Genomic DNA, 17,813 nt, shown 5'->3' with positions numbered 1-17,813 from the left:
CAAAATCTGAGAGCTCCGCTACTGTTCCATCAGAAGCGGAAAAGTTCTTGCCGTCAGACGCTGGAAATCACCACCGTTTCGGTGTGCTCGACCTCGGGGGGCGAAGCGAAGAATGACCCCACCAGCGCACGCCATTCGGTGAAGTTTGAGGATTCGCGAAAATCCACGACATGGTTTTCAAGCGTTTCCCATTTGATCAGCAGCCTGTAGCGTGACGGTCTCTCGATAGACCTATGCAACTCAAAACCTCTCCAGCCGTTGCAGCGCTTGAAGATCGTTTGAGCCTGCGACACAGCAGCCTCAAAATCTTTCTCGCTGCCCGGCTTGATCTCGATTTGCGCGATCTCGGTGATCATGTGAGCAGACCTTTCATATGCCTTGCCTCTGTACCGCAATCGACTGCAACCGTGAAGCGAACGGCAAGTAGCGTTCAGGTGGCGTTACCAGGTGCTGTTATCGCCACCAAACAACGACAAAACGCCCCCGGCTCCGGGCGAACCGGGCCGATGGGCGCAAATGCGGGGAATATCGCGTTCAGGGTATCCGGAGAACGGGCTGCCGATCTTGCTGCCGACTTCGCCCTGTTCCGGAGAAAACTCAGAGCCGATATAGAATCTGGTCAGTCCAGAAGCGCTCAAGGCGATGCAACGACTTGTTCAGCGTTGCGAACTCTTCGTTTGAGATGCCGCCGACCTGTTCGACAGTCTTGACGTGCTTTTGATAAAGCGCATCGACGATGCGTCGGATCTCCTGGCCCTGCGTGGTCAAGCGGATTCGCACCGAGCGGCGATCCACGCGCGAGCGCTGATGATCGAGGAATCCAAGCTCGACGAGCTTCTTCAGATTGTAAGAAACGTTGGAGCCGAGATAGTAGCCGCGGGTTCGCAGCTCACCGGCCGTTAGTTCCTTGTCGCCGATGTTATAGAGAAGAAGCGCTTGCACCGAATTGATGTCGGCCCGACCGCGACGATCGAATTCATCTTTAATAACATCGAGCAGTCTGCGATGCAGTCGCTCGACCAAGGTCAATGCTTCGAGATAGAGCGACTGCACCGGTGCCTGGCCGGCAACCTGTTCCGCGGGCTCGTGAGCCTTCGCAACGGCTTTCATGATGACATCCCCTGTTGTCGTTTTTCGACTTATTCGACGAAACTTGTGTTCCGCCTGATAGCTGAGACCTTAGGGGGGGCGTTTGAAGATCAGCTTAAATAAGACAATAAAGACATCATGAATTTAAGAGAGTGAATCGCCGATTAAGTCGCCAGAAAAGGGCATTTCGCAACCCTTCGTTGACGTTTCCGCTGCGCTGTTCACGCTTCGTGTGCGACCGCTGTCGCATTCAGAAACAGCACGGTTCAGATTTGAAATACTCGGTCAATATAGATAACCGGGCCGTTAGGGTGACCAAATTCTTTTGCGAAAAATTCTCGGAAAACTTTACGGGACTTCGTCATCTCCGATCTGGAAATGACGTCCGTTCGGAAGAGCCGCTACAGTTCAAGCCGTACTCCCTTCTATCGGCCCGACGCTCGTCGCACGCCTCATCTATGGCGGCCGTTCACGCGCAGCCATCCATGCCAGCGCCAGATAGGCCGTGAGCAATGCAGTTTCCAATCCGACGACGATCAGGTTGCCGCCGTAGATCGCCGGAAACATAAGTTCGACGACGGCCATTGAGACCACCGTGGTCAGCCACACGACGGCGCCCCATGGCGTGGCCAGCCATAGACCAACGGCAGCCACAAGCTCGATCACGGCGAAGTAGATCGTCGCCGCCTGCCAGGCCACCATCTGGTTCTCAAAGGCGTCGTCCTCGCCGCCTATGAATCCGGTCAATTGAGCCCAATGATAGAGCCCAACGGCGAGCGATAGCACCGCCATGGCCCGCAGAAACACCACAAGTCGCCGGGTCCAGAGGTTTTCGTCGGCTTCTGTCTGTGCAGTCGAACTTCTTGCCACCGACATGGCTTGATCCCGCGGGATCTGCTCGCGCGATGAGGTTTTAGACATCAGGATGCTCACAACCGGAACCGACAGCCATGCGAGATCAATTCATGACTTTCCGGAACCATAAAATCAATTGCAATGCACCGAGATGCACGAGCGCGGTGACGAAGCCGGTTCCTGATGCTACAAAAATCCAATTGGTTCTGGCCTTCGGGAGTGTCGGCAACATGGCGATAAAATACGGGCGTCCCATTGAAATGCGGGATGGACCCCGCCGCGATGCCGCGATCACCGCCCCTCCGCTCGATCTCGTGGCCCGGCTTCGTCGTAACCGCAAAGCGGAATGGGCCCGCCGTTTGGTCCGCGAAAGCGTTCTGACAACCGACGACCTCATCTGGCCGCTGTTCGTGGCCGATGGCGTCAACGGGCGGACGCCTGTTCCCTCAATGCCCGGGGTTGACCGTCTCAGCGTGGACCAGTGCGTGCGTGACGCTGAACGAGCGCTCAAGCTGAACATCCCCTGCATCGCGCTGTTCCCCTACACCGATCCCGCATTGCGAGACCTCTCCGGCAGCGAAGCCCTCAATACCAAGAATCTGGTCTGCAAGTCGGTCCGCGCCATCAAGCGGGAATTCCCGGACCTCGGCGTGCTCTGCGACGTGGCGCTCGACCCCTTCACCAGTCATGGCCATGACGGTCTGATTGAGGACGGCAGGATACTCAACGATGAAACCGTTGCGGTTCTGGTCCAGCAGGCGCTGGTGCAGGCGGAAGCCGGCTGCGACATCATTGCTCCGTCCGACATGATGGATGGCCGCGTCGGTGCGATTCGAAGGGCTCTCGACGAAACGGGGTTCGTCGATGTGCAGATCATGGCGTATGCCGCGAAGTATGCATCAGCGTTTTATGGCCCGTTCCGCGACGCCATCGGTTCGGCCAAGGCGCTCACCGGAGACAAACGCACATATCAGATGGACAGCGCCAATTCCGACGAAGCGCTGCGTGAAGTCGAACTCGATATTGCCGAGGGCGCCGACATGGTCTTGGTGAAGCCGGGTATGCCCTATCTCGACATTGTGCGGCGCGTAAAAGACACGTTTGGAATGCCAACCTTCGCCTATCAGGTGTCGGGCGAGTACGCGATGATTGCCGCCGCTGCAGGCAATGGCTGGATCGACCGCGATCGGGCGATGATGGAAAGCCTCGTTGCCTTCAAACGCGCCGGCGCCGACGGCGTACTCACCTATTTTGCTGCGGAGGCAGCGGAGAAGCTGAAACGAAACGGCTGATCCTCCCTCCCCGGCCCGTACGCCACCGTTCCGTACGCCTCTGAGCTTCTGAGGGCTTGTAACCCAGGCAGCACGTCGCCATGTCGAAGGGCGGCAGAAATGCCGTGCTGAGCGCCGTGGAGGATTGGACATGGCCGATGGTGGCTTCAACACTGCGCAGAGTGGCAACTCTGCCGAGTTCCAGCGGCGTGCGTCTGATCCCTGGATGCAGCCCGAGCTGTTTCGCGGTGTTTTGGCCCGGCGCTTTTTTGCATTCCTGATCGATCTGCTGGTGCTTTCGATACCAGTGATCCTTGGCATGATCTTCATCGCAATATTCGGCGTCATCACGCTCGGGCTCGGCTGGGCGCTATTCTGGCTGGTGTCGCCCGCCTCCTTGATCTGGGCCATCGTTTACTACGGCGTGACACTTGGCGGCCGACATTCGGCGACGATCGGGATGCGGGCCATGGGTCTGGAAATGCGGACCTGGCATGGCGAGCCAAGTTATTTTGTGCTCGCCGCCATGCACGCGATCCTGTTCTGGATCTCGGTGTCGATGTTTACGCCGCTGATCCTCCTGATCAGCCTGTTCAACAACCGGCGACGCATGCTGCATGACATGTTGTTGGGGACCGTCATCATCAACAATTCGGATCTTGCGACAGTTGCGGAACCACATGGAAGCTATTGATATCGCGGCAACCCGGATTGACGGTCAGCCCTGGGAGCGCGATGCTGCAATGTAATTTGTCGGAGGCTGACAAGGCGCCGTGACCCAGCACTCGCGAGATACCCCGCAGTTCTATTTGACCGCGCCTTCGCCGTGTCCGTATCTGCCCGATCGCAGCGAGCGCAAGGTATTTACTCATCTGGTTGGCGAAAAGGCAGGCGAACTCAACGATCTGCTGACTCATGGCGGTTTCCGCCGCAGTCAGTCAATCGCCTATCGTCCGGCTTGCGACCAGTGTCGTGCTTGCATTTCCGTGAGGGTGATCGCTGATGAATTTCGGCCGTCGCGCAGTGCCCGCAGGGTGCTATCGCGGAACGCTGACATTGTCGGCAACCTGCGTGCCGCAATGCCGACGTCGGAGCAATACTCGGTATTTCGCGCTTATCTGGACCAGCGACACCGCCACGGCGGCATGGCCGATATGACCGTGCTGGATTACGCGATGATGGTGGAAGACAGCCACGTCGAGACTCGCATCATCGAATATCGCAGGCGCAACCCGGTGAGCAGTATCAACGAACGCGGCGAACTGGTGGGGGTAGCGCTAACCGATGTGCTCAGCGACGGGCTCTCGATGGTTTATTCGTTTTTCGAACCGGCCGAACAGAACCGTTCGCTCGGCACCTTCATCATTCTCGATCACATCTCGCGTGCGCGGCGGCTCGGCCTGCCCTATGTGTACCTCGGCTACTGGATCGAGGGATCGCGGAAGATGGATTACAAGGGCCGCTTCCTGCCACAGCAGCGCCTTGCGCCGACGGGCTGGTTGCGCGTGGATGAGAACAGTCGATCGACAGGCGACGCGGCAATCTAAGCCAACCGCGCTCCGGTCATTCCACCACAACGATTGTAAGCACTCATTGCGAGGATTGAGAGAAACAGGTCACTACGTTGCCATCTATCGTCATCGGTACCGTCCTACTTTGAATGCACCTGCGTTGAGCGAATTTTGAAACCTACTTTGAGATGAAGCACTTTCAAAACGCTGACCATCGAGCTGACGATCGAAGTAATCAGTTAGCCACGGAGATGCTCATCCGATCGTGGTGACTTCAGAGGGTCCAGCACACGTTCGAACGATTACAATGCCGTGCCCTATCCGGCAACCGTATTCGCCAACAGCTTCACATTCAGGATCACGATCACGCCGGCGATGATCCATGCCACGGCGGCGGTCCCGGTTGAAATCGCGAAGTCGCCCATCTTGCGCCGGTCCGAGACGAAGCGGACGAGTGGGATCACCGCGAACGGCAACTGCATCGACAGCACGACCTGACTGAGAACCAGAAGCTGCGCGGTTCCGCTCTCGCCATAGAGCGCGGTGACGAAGATCACGGGAACGATGGCGATGCCGCGGGTGACGAACCGCCGCGCCAACATTGGCATCCGCAAACGCAGGAAGCCTTCCATCACGATCTGGCCTGCGAGCGTCGCCGTCACTGTGGAATTGATGCCGGAGGCGAGAAGCGCGACCGCGAACAACGTTGATGCGATGCCGAGACCCAATAGTGGCGACAGCAGCCTGAACGCGTCTCCGATTTCGGCCACTTCGGTGTGTCCGCTGCGGTGAAACACTGCGGCAGCGACGATCAGAATGGCCGCGTTGACGAACAGAGCCAGCATTAAGGCTAGCGTGCTATCGGCGGTCGCCCAGCGGATCGCGCTCCGCCGCCCCTCCGTGGTTCGCGGATAAGCCCGAGTCTGCACGATCGACGAATGCAGATAGAGGTTATGCGGCATGACCGTCGCGCCGATAATGCCGATGGCGATATAGAGCATTGCCGGATTGGTAACGATCTCGCGTGACGGCGCGAAGCCGCGCAAAATCTCGGCGACCGGAGGCGCGGCGACGACGATCTGGATCGCAAAACAGACCGCGATCACGATCAATAGCGCGACCACGAAAGCCTCGAGGAAACGAAAGCCGCGGTTCATCAACAGCAGCAGCAGAAAGGCATCCAGCGCCGCGATCAGCGCGCCGCCGATCAGCGGGATGCCGAACAGCAGTTGCAGCGCAATTGCCGTGCCGATCACCTCGGCCAGATCGCAGGCAATGATCGCGGCCTCACAGACCAGCCAAAGCATGAAATTGACGGGTCGCGAATAGCTGGCGCGGCATGCCTGCGCAAGATCAAGTCCGGCAGCGATACCGAGCCGGGCGGCCAGAGCCTGCAACAGGATCGCCATGAGGTTCGACAGCAGGATGACCGATAGCAGCGTGTAACCAAACTTCGAGCCGCCCGCGATGTCCGTGGCCCAGTTGCCGGGGTCCATATACCCCACCGAGACCATGTAACCGGGTCCCGCAAAGGCCAGCATGCGACGCAGCCAGTGCCCGGTCGCGGGAACCCGCACCGTCGCATGGACCTCCTCGAGACTGGGACGGACTGGCGCTTCCGAACTCCAGCCAGTCTCAGCCGAGAAGGTCCCTTGCGACGGCTCCGAAGCCGGTTCGGGCGACAAAGCGGATGTTTTCATATCCATCGGATGTGATAATGGGCTAACTCCAGTTTTATTGCAACTCATTTGCAAATGCATCTAGAGCGGGATGCAGAAAAAAGTGTGCAGCGGTTTCCGCTAGAGTATTTTTGATTGACGCGTTTTCTTCATGCGAACCGGATTCCACTTCGCTCGAAAACGCTATAGGCGTTCGCAAGCGGCGATGCACCGCGTCGCCGAGATCGCGGGGTTCAACCCAGATGCGGGTACGTGAGATCTACTTGCCAGAAGCGACGGGAGAATCGAGCAGTTCGAGCACCGTTTCGGCCGGACGGCAAATCCGCACGCCCTTCGGGGTTTCCACGATCGGGCGTTGAATCAAGATCGGGTGCGCCAGCATAAAATCCAGAAGCTGATCATCGGTCCATTTGGGATTGCCGAGATCAAGCTCGGCATAGGGTGTGCCCTTCTCCCGCAACAGCGCGCGAACGGGAAGATCCATGGCGTCAGCCAGCGCGCGAAGCCGTGCACGCTCCGGCGGGTGCTTGAGGTATTCGACGATCACCGGTTCCTCGCCGCTCTCCCGGATCATTGCCAGCGTGTTGCGGGAGGTTCCACAAGACGGGTTATGATAGATCGTCACGGTCATGGTCAGCCTCCGCTTAGATGTCTATCACGATGTCAGATGGTTCGGCCGAACCTGTTCGATTTCGGTAGGCCGTGCGCGAGGCGTCCGGCGTCGGCGCGGTTGCCGCGCCAGTCGGACAAGTCCTTCCAGCTCAAGCCCTGCTCGCGGCCCGCGGAGTCCCGCCACGTCAAACCGGTTTTCGAATCGAATACGGCGACGTCGGACAGCCCTGCGTCCTTATACTTCTGCAATCGTACACCGCGGCCGCGCGCCATCTCCGGCACCTGATCGAGCGGAAAGATCACCATCTTATGGTTGGTGCCGATGACCGCGACCTGATCGCCCGCGACCGTCACGATCGCCTTGGCCTCGTTCGGCATCTCGACATTGAGCACCTGCTTGCCCTTGCGCGTGGTGCCGACGCAATCGTCTTCGTTGACGACGAACCCCTGCCCCTCATGGCTCGCGATCAGAAACTTGCGGCCGCCAGTGTGGACGAATAGCGACACGATCGCTGCATCCTGCTCGAGATCGATGAACAGGCGGATCGGTTCGCCATGACCACGTCCGCCCGGCAGCTTCGCGACGTCGAGCGAATAGAATTTACCGTTGGTAGCGAACAGCAACAGCTTTGACGTCGTTTCAGCGAAAAACGCGAAGCCGAGCTTGTCGTCGGTCTTGAAGGACAGGTTCGACAGATCTTCGACGTGACCTTTCAGCGTCCGCGCCCAACCCTTGTCGGATACAACGACCGTGACCGGCTCGCGCTCGACCAGCGATTCTTCCAACGCGGCAAGATCGTGCTCGGGCGCATCCGCAAAGACGGTGCGGCGCTTGCCGAGCGGTGTCTTGGGGCCGAACATGTCACGCACGTTGCGCACCTGTTCGCCGACTTTCTCCCACTGCTTGGCTTCGGAGCTCAGCACGGCATTGATGCCCTTGAGTTCCGCCCGCAGATTCTTGTCCTCGGTGCGTATCTCCATTTCCTCGAGCTTGCGCAAACTACGCAGGCGCATGTTGAGGATGGCCTCCGCCTGGACCTCCGTCAGCTTGAACGCCTTCATCAAGGCTGGCTTCGGCTCGTCCTCGGTGCGGATGATTTTGATGACCTTGTCGATGTTCAGATACGCGATCAGGTAACCGCCAAGCACTTCCAGCCGATGCTCGATCTGCGCCTTGCGATAGGCGGAGCGACGCAACAGCACGTCGCGCAGATGGTCCAGCCATTCGCGAAGGCACTCTGCAAGGCCGACGACTTTTGGAATCTTGCCCTTGATGAGAACGTTGAGGTTGAGCGAAATGCGACTTTCAAGCTCGGTCAGCTTGAAGAGCGATTCCATCACCAGCTCGGGATCGACGTTGCGCGACTTCGGCTCGATGACAACGCGGATGTCTTCGGCCGACTCGTCCCTGATATCACCGACCAGCGGCAGCTTCTTCTCGTTGAGCAGTTCGGCGATCTTCTCGATCAATCGCGATTTCTGCACCAGCCACGGAATCTCCGTGACCACGATGACCCAGGTGCCGCGCGCACCTTCTTCCTGATGCCACTTGGCTCGGGTGCGGAAGGCGCCGCGTCCGGTCGTGTAGGCTTCAGCGATGCTCTCTTTGGAATCGATGATGATGCCGCCGGTCGGGAAGTCCGGCCCTTTGACCCATTTCAGCAACGATTTCGATTTCGCATCCGGCTTGTCGATCAGATGTAGCGCGGCGTCGCAAAGTTCGGCGGCGTTGTGCGGCGGAATCGCGGTGGCCATCCCAACCGCGATACCCTGCGCGCCGTTGGCGAGCAGGTTCGGAAAGCCGCCGGGCAGGACCACCGGCTCGCGGCTCTGGCCGTCATAGTTCGGACGAAACTCGACAGCGTCCTCGTCGATGCCGTCGAGCAGCAGCCGCGCCACATCGGTCATGCGCGCTTCGGTGTAACGATAGGCGGCGGGATTATCCCCGTCGATGTTGCCGAAATTTCCCTGGCCGTCGACCAGCGGATATCGCGAGGCGAAATCCTGCGCGAGCCGCACCATGGCATCGTAGATCGCCTGATCACCGTGAGGATGGAAAGAACCCATCACATCGCCAACAATCTTGGCGGACTTCTTGAAGGCCGAGCCGGGATCGAGCCGCAGCAACCGCATGCCGTAAAGGATACGCCGGTGCACGGGTTTCAAGCCGTCGCGGGCGTCCGGCAATGCGCGGTGCATGATGGTGGACAGCGCATAGGCGAGATAGCGCTCTTCCAGCGCATCCCGCAGTTGCACTTCATGAATTTCGGCCGGCTCAGCCGGAATCAATCGTTTTCCCATGCGGACGGGTTAACGCCTGTCAGGTACGGCGACAAGGTGTGCGAATGACCGCTCCTTCTCGAGGGAGGGTGTAAACTCAACCTGCGGCTAACTGGATGCCCTGCCTTCGCCAGCCCCGGTGCGCGCGCCCTCCGGAATTGCCGCTGCCCGCTTTCGCACCACCGCGTTGATAAACCCGGCGCGAGCGTCGGAATGGCCCTGCCCGCGCGGCTCCAGCACATAGCGCAGCAGGAATCGCCCGGTTAGCTCAAACCCGTCCAGCAGGTCTTGTTCCGACCAGCAGTTTTGCTCGTCGTTGATCGCGCGGAGAAAAGGCGGCAGCGGCAAGAGCCGGTCGCGCCAGGGCTCGCCGGCCTGCCGCGACACCGCCCCGCCCGATTTCGGAGAGACGTAGATGAGGTCTGCGGTGGCGCCAGTGGCCGCACAGGCCGACAGATCGAGGCCGAAACCGAGCTCGGTCAGCATCGCCAGCTCGAACCGGACCAGATGGATCGCCGCCCCGCCCGCGCTGTCGAAATCATCCAGCGTCCGTTCCAGCATCGCAAACATGCCTTCATGCGGGTCGCGCTCCGGCAGCAGGCGCGCCAACGCTGCCAGATGGGTCACGCCATAGGTCGCATGTGACGATGCGAGCAGGCTCGCTGCGCGCATGCGCGTTCCTTCCAGCACATAGGTGCCGAGGTGCTCGTCAAGCCGCGCCCGCCACAGCGCGTTGACCGAATTACCGGGTTGCAACAGCGGACGCATCCGTGATCCGGCCCCGCCACGCACAAGGCCGAGATGGCGCCCATGGCTGCGGGTCAAAAGCTCGACGATAGCCGCGGACTCGCCATGTCGCCGCACTCCGAGCACGATGCCATCGTCGGTCCATTCCATGGCGCCAGTCTACGGTATCCTGCCGTTTCGCAGCAATTCGATTGCACCGTCAGTGGAACCACTTTTCCGCGTCATCGGAGAACGAAAAATATAGTCCGGCTCCGGCCAAACCGGTCGAAAACAGATCGACTGACAATGCCAGAGTCAGCCCATAGTTTAAGGAACCGAGCATCGAAAGCACCGAAAGCGCAAGCGCGACGACCAGCGCCCATCGCGCCCAATTCTTTCGTTGCCGTGCTGCAAGCCACACCAAAAGCAGAAAGAACACAAACACGATAACGACGAACGTATCGGCGCTCACCGCAGCCGCCTGGTCGATCTCGGCCGACGGGCGTGCGATAAAAGCAGCCGACAACGTATCGATCAGGAGCGAAAGGTACAGCAGAACTTCAAACCGCAGCACGTTTCTCGGGATGGTCATTCCGTCGGCCTATTCCTTGGGAAACTCCAGTCCCATTTCTCGATAACGGTTCGGATCGTCGCCCCACTTCTCACGCACCTTCACGAACAGAAACAGATGCACGGGCTGCCCGATGATCTCGCCGATCTCCTTGCGGGATTCGGCGCCGATCGCCTTGATGGTCGCGCCGCTCTTTCCCAGAACGATCTTACGCTGACTGTCACGTTCAACAAAGATGGTCTGCTCGATACGAACCGTCTTATCGTTGCGTTCGGTCCAGGTGTCGGTCTCGACGGTTGATTGATACGGCAGTTCCTGATGCAGATGGCGGTAGATTTTCTCGCGGGTAATTTCGGCAGCGAGATGGCGCAATGGCGCGTCCGACATCTGGTCTTCCGGATAGTGAAACGGCCCTTCCGGAACGCGCACGGCCAGCGCACGACGCAGATCATCGGTGCCGTCGCCCGACAGCGCCGATACCATGAACGTATTCTCGAACGAGAGACGTTCGTTGGCCGCGCTGGTCAGCGCCAGCAGCTTTTCGCGGGGGACGAGGTCGATCTTGTTCAGCACCAGAATTTTCGGATGTGCCACGCCAGCGAGCTTCGTCAGGATGGCGTCGGCCTCGTCATCGATGCCCGCGCGTGCGTCGAGAAGCACGCAGACGAGATCGGCGTCGTAGGCTCCGCTCCATGCGGTCGAAACCATGGCGCGATCGAGCCGCCGCTTCGGGACGAAGATACCGGGGGTATCGACCAGAATGATCTGGGCGTTGTTCTCGACAACGATGCCGCGGATCAGCGCACGAGTGGTCTGCACCTTGCGCGAGACGATAGTGACTTTGGAGCCGACCAGCGCGTTCACCAGGGTCGACTTGCCGACGTTCGGCGCTCCGATCAACGCCACGAAACCGCATCGCGCAGCCGGGCCGGTCTCGCTCACTTGACACCTTCACGAGCGATCATGGCGGATGCCGCAGCCTTCTCCGCCGCACGCTTACTTCCGCCAATACCTTCCGAAGCCTCCAGCCCCGGCAATTCTACCGCAACGCGGAAGCGCGGGTCGTGATGCGGCCCGGTGCGCTCCACTTCGCGGTAAACCGGCGTCGGCAGCCCCTTGCCCTGCGCCCACTCCTGCAGCACGGTCTTGGGATCGCGCAGCGGTCGCACTGGCTTGCGCATCCGCTCAAGCCAGTTGTGTTCGACGAAGGTAGCTGCAGCCGCATAGCCACCGTCGAGATAAACCGCCCCAATCACCGCCTCGCAGATGTCGCCGAGCACGGACCGGCGTAGCCGAGCCCCGGCGCCAGCGCCGACCGCGCCGAGCTTGACGCCCTCTTGCAGATCGAGCGACTTGGCAACGTCGATACACGTCTCCTTGCGCACCAGATCAGCCAGGCGCTTCGACAATTCGCCCTCGTCCGCCTGCGGGAAGGCACGGTAGAGCATGTCGGAAACCACCAGACCGAGCACGTGATCGCCGAGGAACTCGAGACGCTGGTAGCTATCGCAGCGTCCGCGCGATGACTTTAGCGCCGAGACATGGGTGAAGGCCGTCGTGAGCAGCGAGATATCAGCAAACTTATGACCCAACCGCTGTTCGATCGCGGCCATAATGGCTTTTGTGGTGGTCCGGGCTCGCTTCTTCTTCGGGGCAAGCGCCACCGGCTCCGCGCCGGATGGCACGGCTACGTCGTGGGGAGGCGGCACTGGCTTAATATCAGCCGATTCGTCGATCATCGCACGATGGAGAATATGCGATTCCAGCGCACCGCGGCGGGCCAGCGCCAAATCTGCCAGGCATGCTCGCCCTCCGCGATCGAAAAGAAGATCATCTGCGCCCGTCCGACCAGATTCTCGAACGGCACATAACCAACCGCGGAGAGCACGCGGCTGTCGGTCGAGTTATCGCGGTTGTCGCCCATCATGAAGAAATGGCCCGGCGGCACGGTGTAGACGTTGGTATTGTCGTAGAAGCCGTTATCGACGCAATCGAGCGTTTTGTAGGTGACACCGTTCGGCAGCGTTTCCTGCCACTGCTTTACGCGCGCCGTCGCATCGGAGCCGCAAGGGTCTTCACCCACGAAATCCGGTAATCGTTCGCGCTGCACCGGTGTATCGTTGATGTAGAGCAGCCCCTCCTTCATCTGGATATGGTCGCCCGGCAGCCCGATCACCCGCTTGATATAGTCGGTGGTGTTATCCTTCGGCAGACGAAACACCAGGACATCGCCCCTGTTCGGTTCAGAACCGAACACCCGCCCTGAAAACAGCGGCGGTGAGAATGGGATGGAATAGTGACTGTAGCCGTATGAGTATTTCGAAACGAACAGGTAGTCACCTACCAATAGCGTCGCCTTCATCGAGCCCGAGGGGATGTTGAACGGCTGGAACAGAAAGGTCCGGATCACCAGTGCGATTAGGAGAGCGTGGATAACGACACGGACGGTCTCGCCGACGCCGCTTTCAGTTTTGGTTCCGGATGACACGCTCATCGTTTCCCTATCTAGGTGGCCGCCGCTTCAAAGCGATGGCAAAGCATTTCAAGCGAAGCGTATCCGTTCCGCACAATAACGCAGTGAATTCTGGTATTTGGACGAATTCGCACGCAATTCGTCACGATTCGAGCTGATTCACCCTGATCGTGGTCCCTGCGGCGTTTTAGACGGTTGTTTACGACCGCGCAATCAACCGTGTCGTGAAAATCAGATAACTATCTGATAAATAGCAGATTTTAGTTTAGACTCAGTGCCAGCCGACTCAAAATTTGCCTGCTGCGACGGCCGAAATTATGACGAAAGCCTGCGCCAACGGCCAGTCATCGGTAAGGCTCACGTCAATGCGGGCCTCAAGGCCGGAGGGCGTGAGCAGCTCCAGCCGTTTCAGCGCCCCGCCCGTTAGTCTCATAGAGGGTTGCCCGGTCGCCAGACTGATGACGCCCATGTCCTGCCACCATACGCCCTGCCGGATTCCAGTCCCGAGCGCCTTGGCGCACGCTTCCTTCGCGGCAAACCGTTTCGCATAGGTCGCAACCACCATCTTCTCATTGCTGGCGCGCCGCTCGGCCTTCGCCCGCTCGACCTCCGTGAAGATCCGGTTGAGAAATCGATCCCCATGACGCTCCATGACTGTCGCCACGCGGCGAATATCGATCAAGTCGGAGCCGATGCCAATGATCATGCCGTCCGTATCTTCAGCGTTGCGCGTCCGCGATCCATGGCCGCACGCATGGTGCGAACGGTCTCGGCGACGCCGACAAGCAACGCCTCGCCCATCATAAAGTATCCGATATTCAGTTCGACGATCTCGGGCAGAGCTGCGATCGTCTCCGCCGTCGCGTAATCGAGACCATGGCCGGCATGAACCTCAAGGCCCGCCGACTTGGCTAACGCCGCGCCTTCGACAATACGACGCCACTCGGCATCCGCCTTCTCTTTGTCATCCTCCACGACAGCATCGCACCAGCCGCCGGTGTGAATCTCGATCACCGGCGCGCGCAGTTTCGCCGCAGCCTCAATCTGCCTGGGGTCGGCGGCGATGAACAGCGAGACCCGGATGCCCGCGTCGTTCAGTTTCGCAATGAACGGTGCCAGCGCGTTGTATTGGCCGGCCGCGTCAAGACCGCCTTCGGTGGTCAGCTCCTCCCGCCGCTCGGGGACCAGACAAACGGCGTGCGGTTTGGTGGCGAGCGCGATCCCTTGCATCTCCGCCGTCGCCGCCATCTCGAAATTGAGAGGCTTTGCAATTCCGGCCTTTAGCCGCGCCATGTCGGAGTCGCGAATATGACGGCGATCCTCGCGCAGGTGCGCGGTAATGCCGTCGGCGCCAGCCGCAATCGCCGCAAGTGCTATTCGCACCACATCCGGCCGATCGCCACCGCGCGCGTTACGGATGGTGGCGACGTGATCGACATTAACTCCTAGGCGTATGGACGGAGGATGGGACATCAAAGAACTCTTAATCTGCTTCGTATCGCGTTGGCTTAGCATCGCGACGTTAAACTAAAATGTGAGCAGTCGATTTTGCCGGCTTGGGAAGACAAACTGAGATTGCACATGAAGGCCGGTCGCGATCCATATCACTTTATTACTAGCCATTGACCCGCTCGACCCGTGCCACAACGTCCTTGGCGCGTAACTGGGCGATGATGGCGCTGAGATGCTTGAGATCGTAGACCTCGAGATCGATGGTCATTTCGGTAAAGTCGGACGAGCGCCTCGTCATGCTGATATTGTCAATATTGCCATCGTGCTCGGCGATCACGGTCGCGACCTGCGCGAGGCTGCCGGGTTCGTTGAGGCTATCCAGCACGATGCGGGCCGGGAACCGCTGCGGCGTGGTGTCGTCGACGTCCCAACGAACGTCGAGCCAGCGCTCGGGCTCTTCCTCGAAATTCGTCAGCGCCGGCGACTGTATCGGATAGATCGTGATACCCTCACCCGGCGTGATGATGCCGACGATACGGTCACCCGGCACCGCGCCGCCACTGGGCGCGAACTTGATCGGCAAGCCCGAATTGATGCCGCCTATCGGGATCACCGCCGGGCCACGAGCCGGATCCGGCAGCGATTTTAGTTTGAGTTTCGCCGCCAGGCTCTTCTTGACGCCTGGGCGCCCTAAGCGCTCCTCCTTGTAGTCCGGGTACATCGCGCGCGCGACATCGGCGGCGCGCATTTCCCCCCGCCCCACCGAGGCCATGACATCCTCAATCGTCGCGCGCGCCAACCGGGGCAACGCGCCGGTGAGCTTGTCGTCGGCGTATTCGATCTTCGCGCGGATGAACAGGCGTTCCACGATCCGCCGGCCAAGGCTGACATACTGACCGCGCACGGCGGCTCGCGTAGCGCGCCGGATCGCCGCCCGCGCTTTGCCGGTTGCCGCAAGCGATTCCCAGGCAGATGGCGGTGCGGACTGAACGTCCGAAGTCAGAATCTCGACCTCGTCACCATTCTGCAATCGCGACGACAGCGGCGCGAATTTGCCGTTGATCTTGCAACCCACCGTGCTGTTGCCGACGTCGGTATGCACGGCGTAGGCGAAGTCGATGACATTGGCGTGCCGCGGCAGCGCGATCAATTTCCCCTTCGGGGTGAAGCAGAAGACCTGATCGTGAAACAATTCGAGCTTGGTGTGTTCAAGGAATTCTTCCGGATTGGCGCTTTCCGACAGCATTTCGATGGTATGACGCAGCCATGCGAACGCATTGGACTCGCGATTGAGCAATTCGGTCGGCGAGCCCGCGCCTTCCTTGTAAAAGGCATGTGCGGCGATGCCGAGCTCGGCGATGCAATCCATCTCCTCGGTCCGGAGCTGCAATTCGACACGCTGATTGCCAGGTCCGATCACCGTGGTGTGGATCGAGCGATAGTCGTTCTGCTTCGGAGTCGAGATATAGTCCTTGAAACGGCCTGGCACGACCGGCCACGTCATGTGGACCACACCGAGAGCGCGATAGCAGGCTTCGACATCGGGCATTACGACGCGAAATCCGAAAATATCGGAAAGCTGCTCGAACCCGACCGATTTCCGTTCCATCTTGGTCCAGATCGAAAACGGCTGCTTACGACGACCGCTTACCCGCGAAACGATACCTTTGTTCGCAAGACTGGTCGTGAGCTGGGTCTCGATCTCGCCGATGAGGTTGCGGTTACGCTCGGCCAGCGCATCAAGCCGCTGCCCCACCACCGCGTGGGCTTCCGGATCGAGGGTCTGGAACGCCAGATCCTCAAGCTCCTCCCGCATCTCCTGCATACCCATGCGGCCTGCAAGGGGCGCGTAGATGTCGAGGGTTTCCTCGGCGATGCGCTGACGCGACATCGGCGGCACGAACTCGAGAGTACGCATGTTGTGCAGCCGATCCGCAAGCTTGATCAGCAGCACGCGGACGTCGTCAGCAATCGCCAGCAGCAGTTTGCGCAGATTTTCGGCCTGCTTGGCCTCGCGCGAGACCAGTTCCAGCCGTTTCAGCTTGGTCAGGCCCTCGACCAGCGCGCCGATCTCTGGCCCGAACATGTTGTCGATCTCGGCGCGGGTGGCCTCGGTGTCCTCAATGGTATCGTGCAGCAGCGCCGCGACGATGGTGGCATCGTCGAGCTTGAGACCGGTCAGGATGGCCGCCACCTCAAGCGGATGGGAGAAATAGGGATCGCCCGACGCCCGTATCTGTTCGCCATGAGCTTTCATGGCATAGACGTAGGCTCGGTTCAGCAAATCCTCGTCTGTATCGGGGTTGTAGGAGCGAACGCGTTCGACCAGGTCGTACTGACGCATCATTCGCGGACGCGGCGGCTTGACGGGGGCAGCCGGCATCGGCGCCGCTGCGGCCGAGTCGGGCGCGGCCTCTATCTGTCGCCTTCTGCGAGGCCAGCCTGTCATAGAACCAAGTGTCTTCATCGCGCGGAACCCGCCGTTCACCCTCCAGGGTCTATCCTAGATTGTCCCGACCGAAAGTCGAATTCGATCTTTAGGCGTACCAGATTTTGGTTATCAAAGCGGCCGCCGATCCCACGACCTGACTAAACGCAAAAGCCCGGACCGAGGTCCGGGCTTTTAAACCTTACTGTCGGTGATGAGCCGATCATTCGTCCTCTTCGGGTTGTTCCTCGCGAGGCGCGAGTCCCTCCAGGCCTTTCAGCAGTTCTTCCTCTGTCATGCGCTCGACGGCAACCTCGGTATCGTCCGCATCGACGCTTGCCCCGGCTGAACCGATCAAAGGCACGGTGTCGGGCTCGGGCTCGTCAACCTCGACAAACTTCTGCAAGGAATGAACCAACTCTTCGCGCATATCCTCCGGGGAGATGGTTTGTTCGGCTATCTCGCGAAGCGCAACAACGGGATTCTTGTCGTTATCGCGGTCAATCGTAAGTTGCGAACCGGATGAAATCGTCCGCGCGCGATGTGCGGCCAAAAGAACCAAGTCGAACCGGTTGTCGACCTTATCAATGCAATCTTCCACGGTGACGCGCGCCATCGCCTGTCGCTCCGTTGCAGGGCTGAAACTGGTGAATATATACGCTACGTATAGAGCGTTTGCGGGTTTCGCAACAGGGAATTTAGCATTTGGCGTGACGGCCGGTCTCTGATACCCGTTATTGGAGCCAGAAGGCCGACGTCCGGAGAAGCGCGGAATAGGGTCCTGACCGGACAACAATTCGCTTCATTGCTTCTCCATCGTATCACGCTGCCTTTGCCTCAACCTCATTGCGCATATTGGCTTCTTC

Annotated in this window: 18 protein-coding genes; 3 read left to right on the top strand and 15 right to left on the bottom strand. The window is 59.7% G+C overall.

Annotated elements, in window-relative coordinates; genetic code table 11:
• Positions 1-53: 53 nt before the first annotated feature.
• From AC1RT6_RS01785 to AC1RT6_RS01775, 3 genes are all read right to left on the bottom strand, one after another.
• Positions 54-356 carry an antibiotic biosynthesis monooxygenase family protein gene (locus AC1RT6_RS01785; RefSeq protein ID WP_079446698.1) on the bottom strand — a complete coding sequence of 101 codons (303 nt, stop codon included), beginning with the start codon at positions 354-356 and terminating at the stop codon, positions 54-56.
• A gap of 241 nt (positions 357-597) precedes the next feature.
• A complete protein-coding gene (gene ldtR / locus AC1RT6_RS01780) occupies positions 598-1,113 on the bottom strand; it encodes a transcriptional regulator LdtR (RefSeq protein ID WP_079446699.1) in 516 nt (171 codons plus the stop codon).
• 432 nt (positions 1,114-1,545) lie between these two features.
• Positions 1,546-2,010, bottom strand: coding sequence for a DUF6163 family protein (locus AC1RT6_RS01775; RefSeq protein ID WP_079446700.1), 465 nt, complete (start codon positions 2,008-2,010; stop codon positions 1,546-1,548).
• Between the two features lie 164 nt (positions 2,011-2,174).
• Between AC1RT6_RS01775 and hemB the strand changes: the two genes are divergently transcribed.
• From hemB to AC1RT6_RS01760, 3 genes are all read left to right on the top strand, one after another.
• Positions 2,175-3,236 (top strand): porphobilinogen synthase, encoded by a 1,062-nt coding sequence (hemB, locus tag AC1RT6_RS01770; RefSeq protein ID WP_079446756.1) that lies wholly within the window; start codon positions 2,175-2,177, stop codon positions 3,234-3,236.
• A 130-nt stretch (positions 3,237-3,366) separates the two neighbouring features.
• The gene (locus AC1RT6_RS01765) at positions 3,367-3,909 is read left to right on the top strand and encodes an RDD family protein (protein WP_079446701.1); all 543 of its coding nucleotides are present in this window, start codon (positions 3,367-3,369) and stop codon (positions 3,907-3,909) included.
• 79 nt (positions 3,910-3,988) lie between these two features.
• A complete protein-coding gene (locus AC1RT6_RS01760; protein ID WP_079446702.1) occupies positions 3,989-4,762 on the top strand; it encodes an arginyltransferase in 774 nt (257 codons plus the stop codon).
• Between the two features lie 281 nt (positions 4,763-5,043).
• On the opposite strand, the gene AC1RT6_RS01755 is transcribed toward AC1RT6_RS01760, so the two are convergent.
• The 12 genes from AC1RT6_RS01755 to rpoZ form a co-directional block, all read right to left on the bottom strand.
• Positions 5,044-6,432, bottom strand: coding sequence for an Nramp family divalent metal transporter (locus AC1RT6_RS01755; RefSeq protein ID WP_472790068.1), 1,389 nt, complete (start codon positions 6,430-6,432; stop codon positions 5,044-5,046).
• A 232-nt stretch (positions 6,433-6,664) separates the two neighbouring features.
• Complete coding sequence (gene arsC, locus AC1RT6_RS01750; protein WP_079446704.1) at positions 6,665-7,036, bottom strand: arsenate reductase (glutaredoxin); 372 nt, start codon at positions 7,034-7,036, stop codon at positions 6,665-6,667.
• Positions 7,037-7,068: 32 nt separating this feature from the next.
• Positions 7,069-9,318 carry a DNA topoisomerase IV subunit A gene (gene parC, locus AC1RT6_RS01745; protein ID WP_493028975.1) on the bottom strand — a complete coding sequence of 750 codons (2,250 nt, stop codon included), beginning with the start codon at positions 9,316-9,318 and terminating at the stop codon, positions 7,069-7,071.
• Between the two features lie 87 nt (positions 9,319-9,405).
• On the bottom strand, positions 9,406-10,194 hold the full coding sequence (gene recO, locus AC1RT6_RS01740) for a DNA repair protein RecO (protein WP_079446706.1): 789 nt from the start codon (positions 10,192-10,194) through the stop codon (positions 9,406-9,408).
• A gap of 49 nt (positions 10,195-10,243) precedes the next feature.
• The gene (locus AC1RT6_RS01735) at positions 10,244-10,615 is read right to left on the bottom strand and encodes a hypothetical protein (RefSeq protein ID WP_079446707.1); all 372 of its coding nucleotides are present in this window, start codon (positions 10,613-10,615) and stop codon (positions 10,244-10,246) included.
• A 9-nt stretch (positions 10,616-10,624) separates the two neighbouring features.
• Positions 10,625-11,536 carry a GTPase Era gene (gene era / locus AC1RT6_RS01730; protein ID WP_079446708.1) on the bottom strand — a complete coding sequence of 304 codons (912 nt, stop codon included), beginning with the start codon at positions 11,534-11,536 and terminating at the stop codon, positions 10,625-10,627.
• Complete coding sequence (rnc, locus tag AC1RT6_RS01725) at positions 11,533-12,333, bottom strand: ribonuclease III (RefSeq protein ID WP_079446757.1); 801 nt, start codon at positions 12,331-12,333, stop codon at positions 11,533-11,535. Before rnc ends, era begins: the two co-directional genes overlap by 4 nt.
• A complete protein-coding gene (lepB, locus tag AC1RT6_RS01720; protein ID WP_079446709.1) occupies positions 12,330-13,088 on the bottom strand; it encodes a signal peptidase I in 759 nt (252 codons plus the stop codon). The genes rnc and lepB overlap by 4 nt, the downstream gene beginning before the upstream one ends.
• Before the next feature lie 265 nt (positions 13,089-13,353).
• Positions 13,354-13,773, bottom strand: coding sequence for a holo-ACP synthase (gene acpS / locus AC1RT6_RS01715; protein WP_079446710.1), 420 nt, complete (start codon positions 13,771-13,773; stop codon positions 13,354-13,356).
• On the bottom strand, positions 13,770-14,540 hold the full coding sequence (locus AC1RT6_RS01710; protein ID WP_079446758.1) for a pyridoxine 5'-phosphate synthase: 771 nt from the start codon (positions 14,538-14,540) through the stop codon (positions 13,770-13,772). Before AC1RT6_RS01710 ends, acpS begins: the two co-directional genes overlap by 4 nt.
• A gap of 142 nt (positions 14,541-14,682) precedes the next feature.
• On the bottom strand, positions 14,683-16,968 hold the full coding sequence (locus tag AC1RT6_RS01705) for a RelA/SpoT family protein (protein ID WP_079446759.1): 2,286 nt from the start codon (positions 16,966-16,968) through the stop codon (positions 14,683-14,685).
• 202 nt (positions 16,969-17,170) lie between these two features.
• On the bottom strand, positions 17,171-17,563 hold the full coding sequence (gene rpoZ, locus AC1RT6_RS01700; RefSeq protein ID WP_079446711.1) for a DNA-directed RNA polymerase subunit omega: 393 nt from the start codon (positions 17,561-17,563) through the stop codon (positions 17,171-17,173).
• Between the last annotated feature and the right edge of the window lie 250 nt (positions 17,564-17,813).

The sequence above is a fragment of the Nitrobacter sp. MLSD-S21 genome (assembly GCF_058809865.1).
The sequence above is the reverse complement of the archived record's forward strand: the minus strand, read 5'-3'. Positions and strand labels throughout refer to the sequence as shown.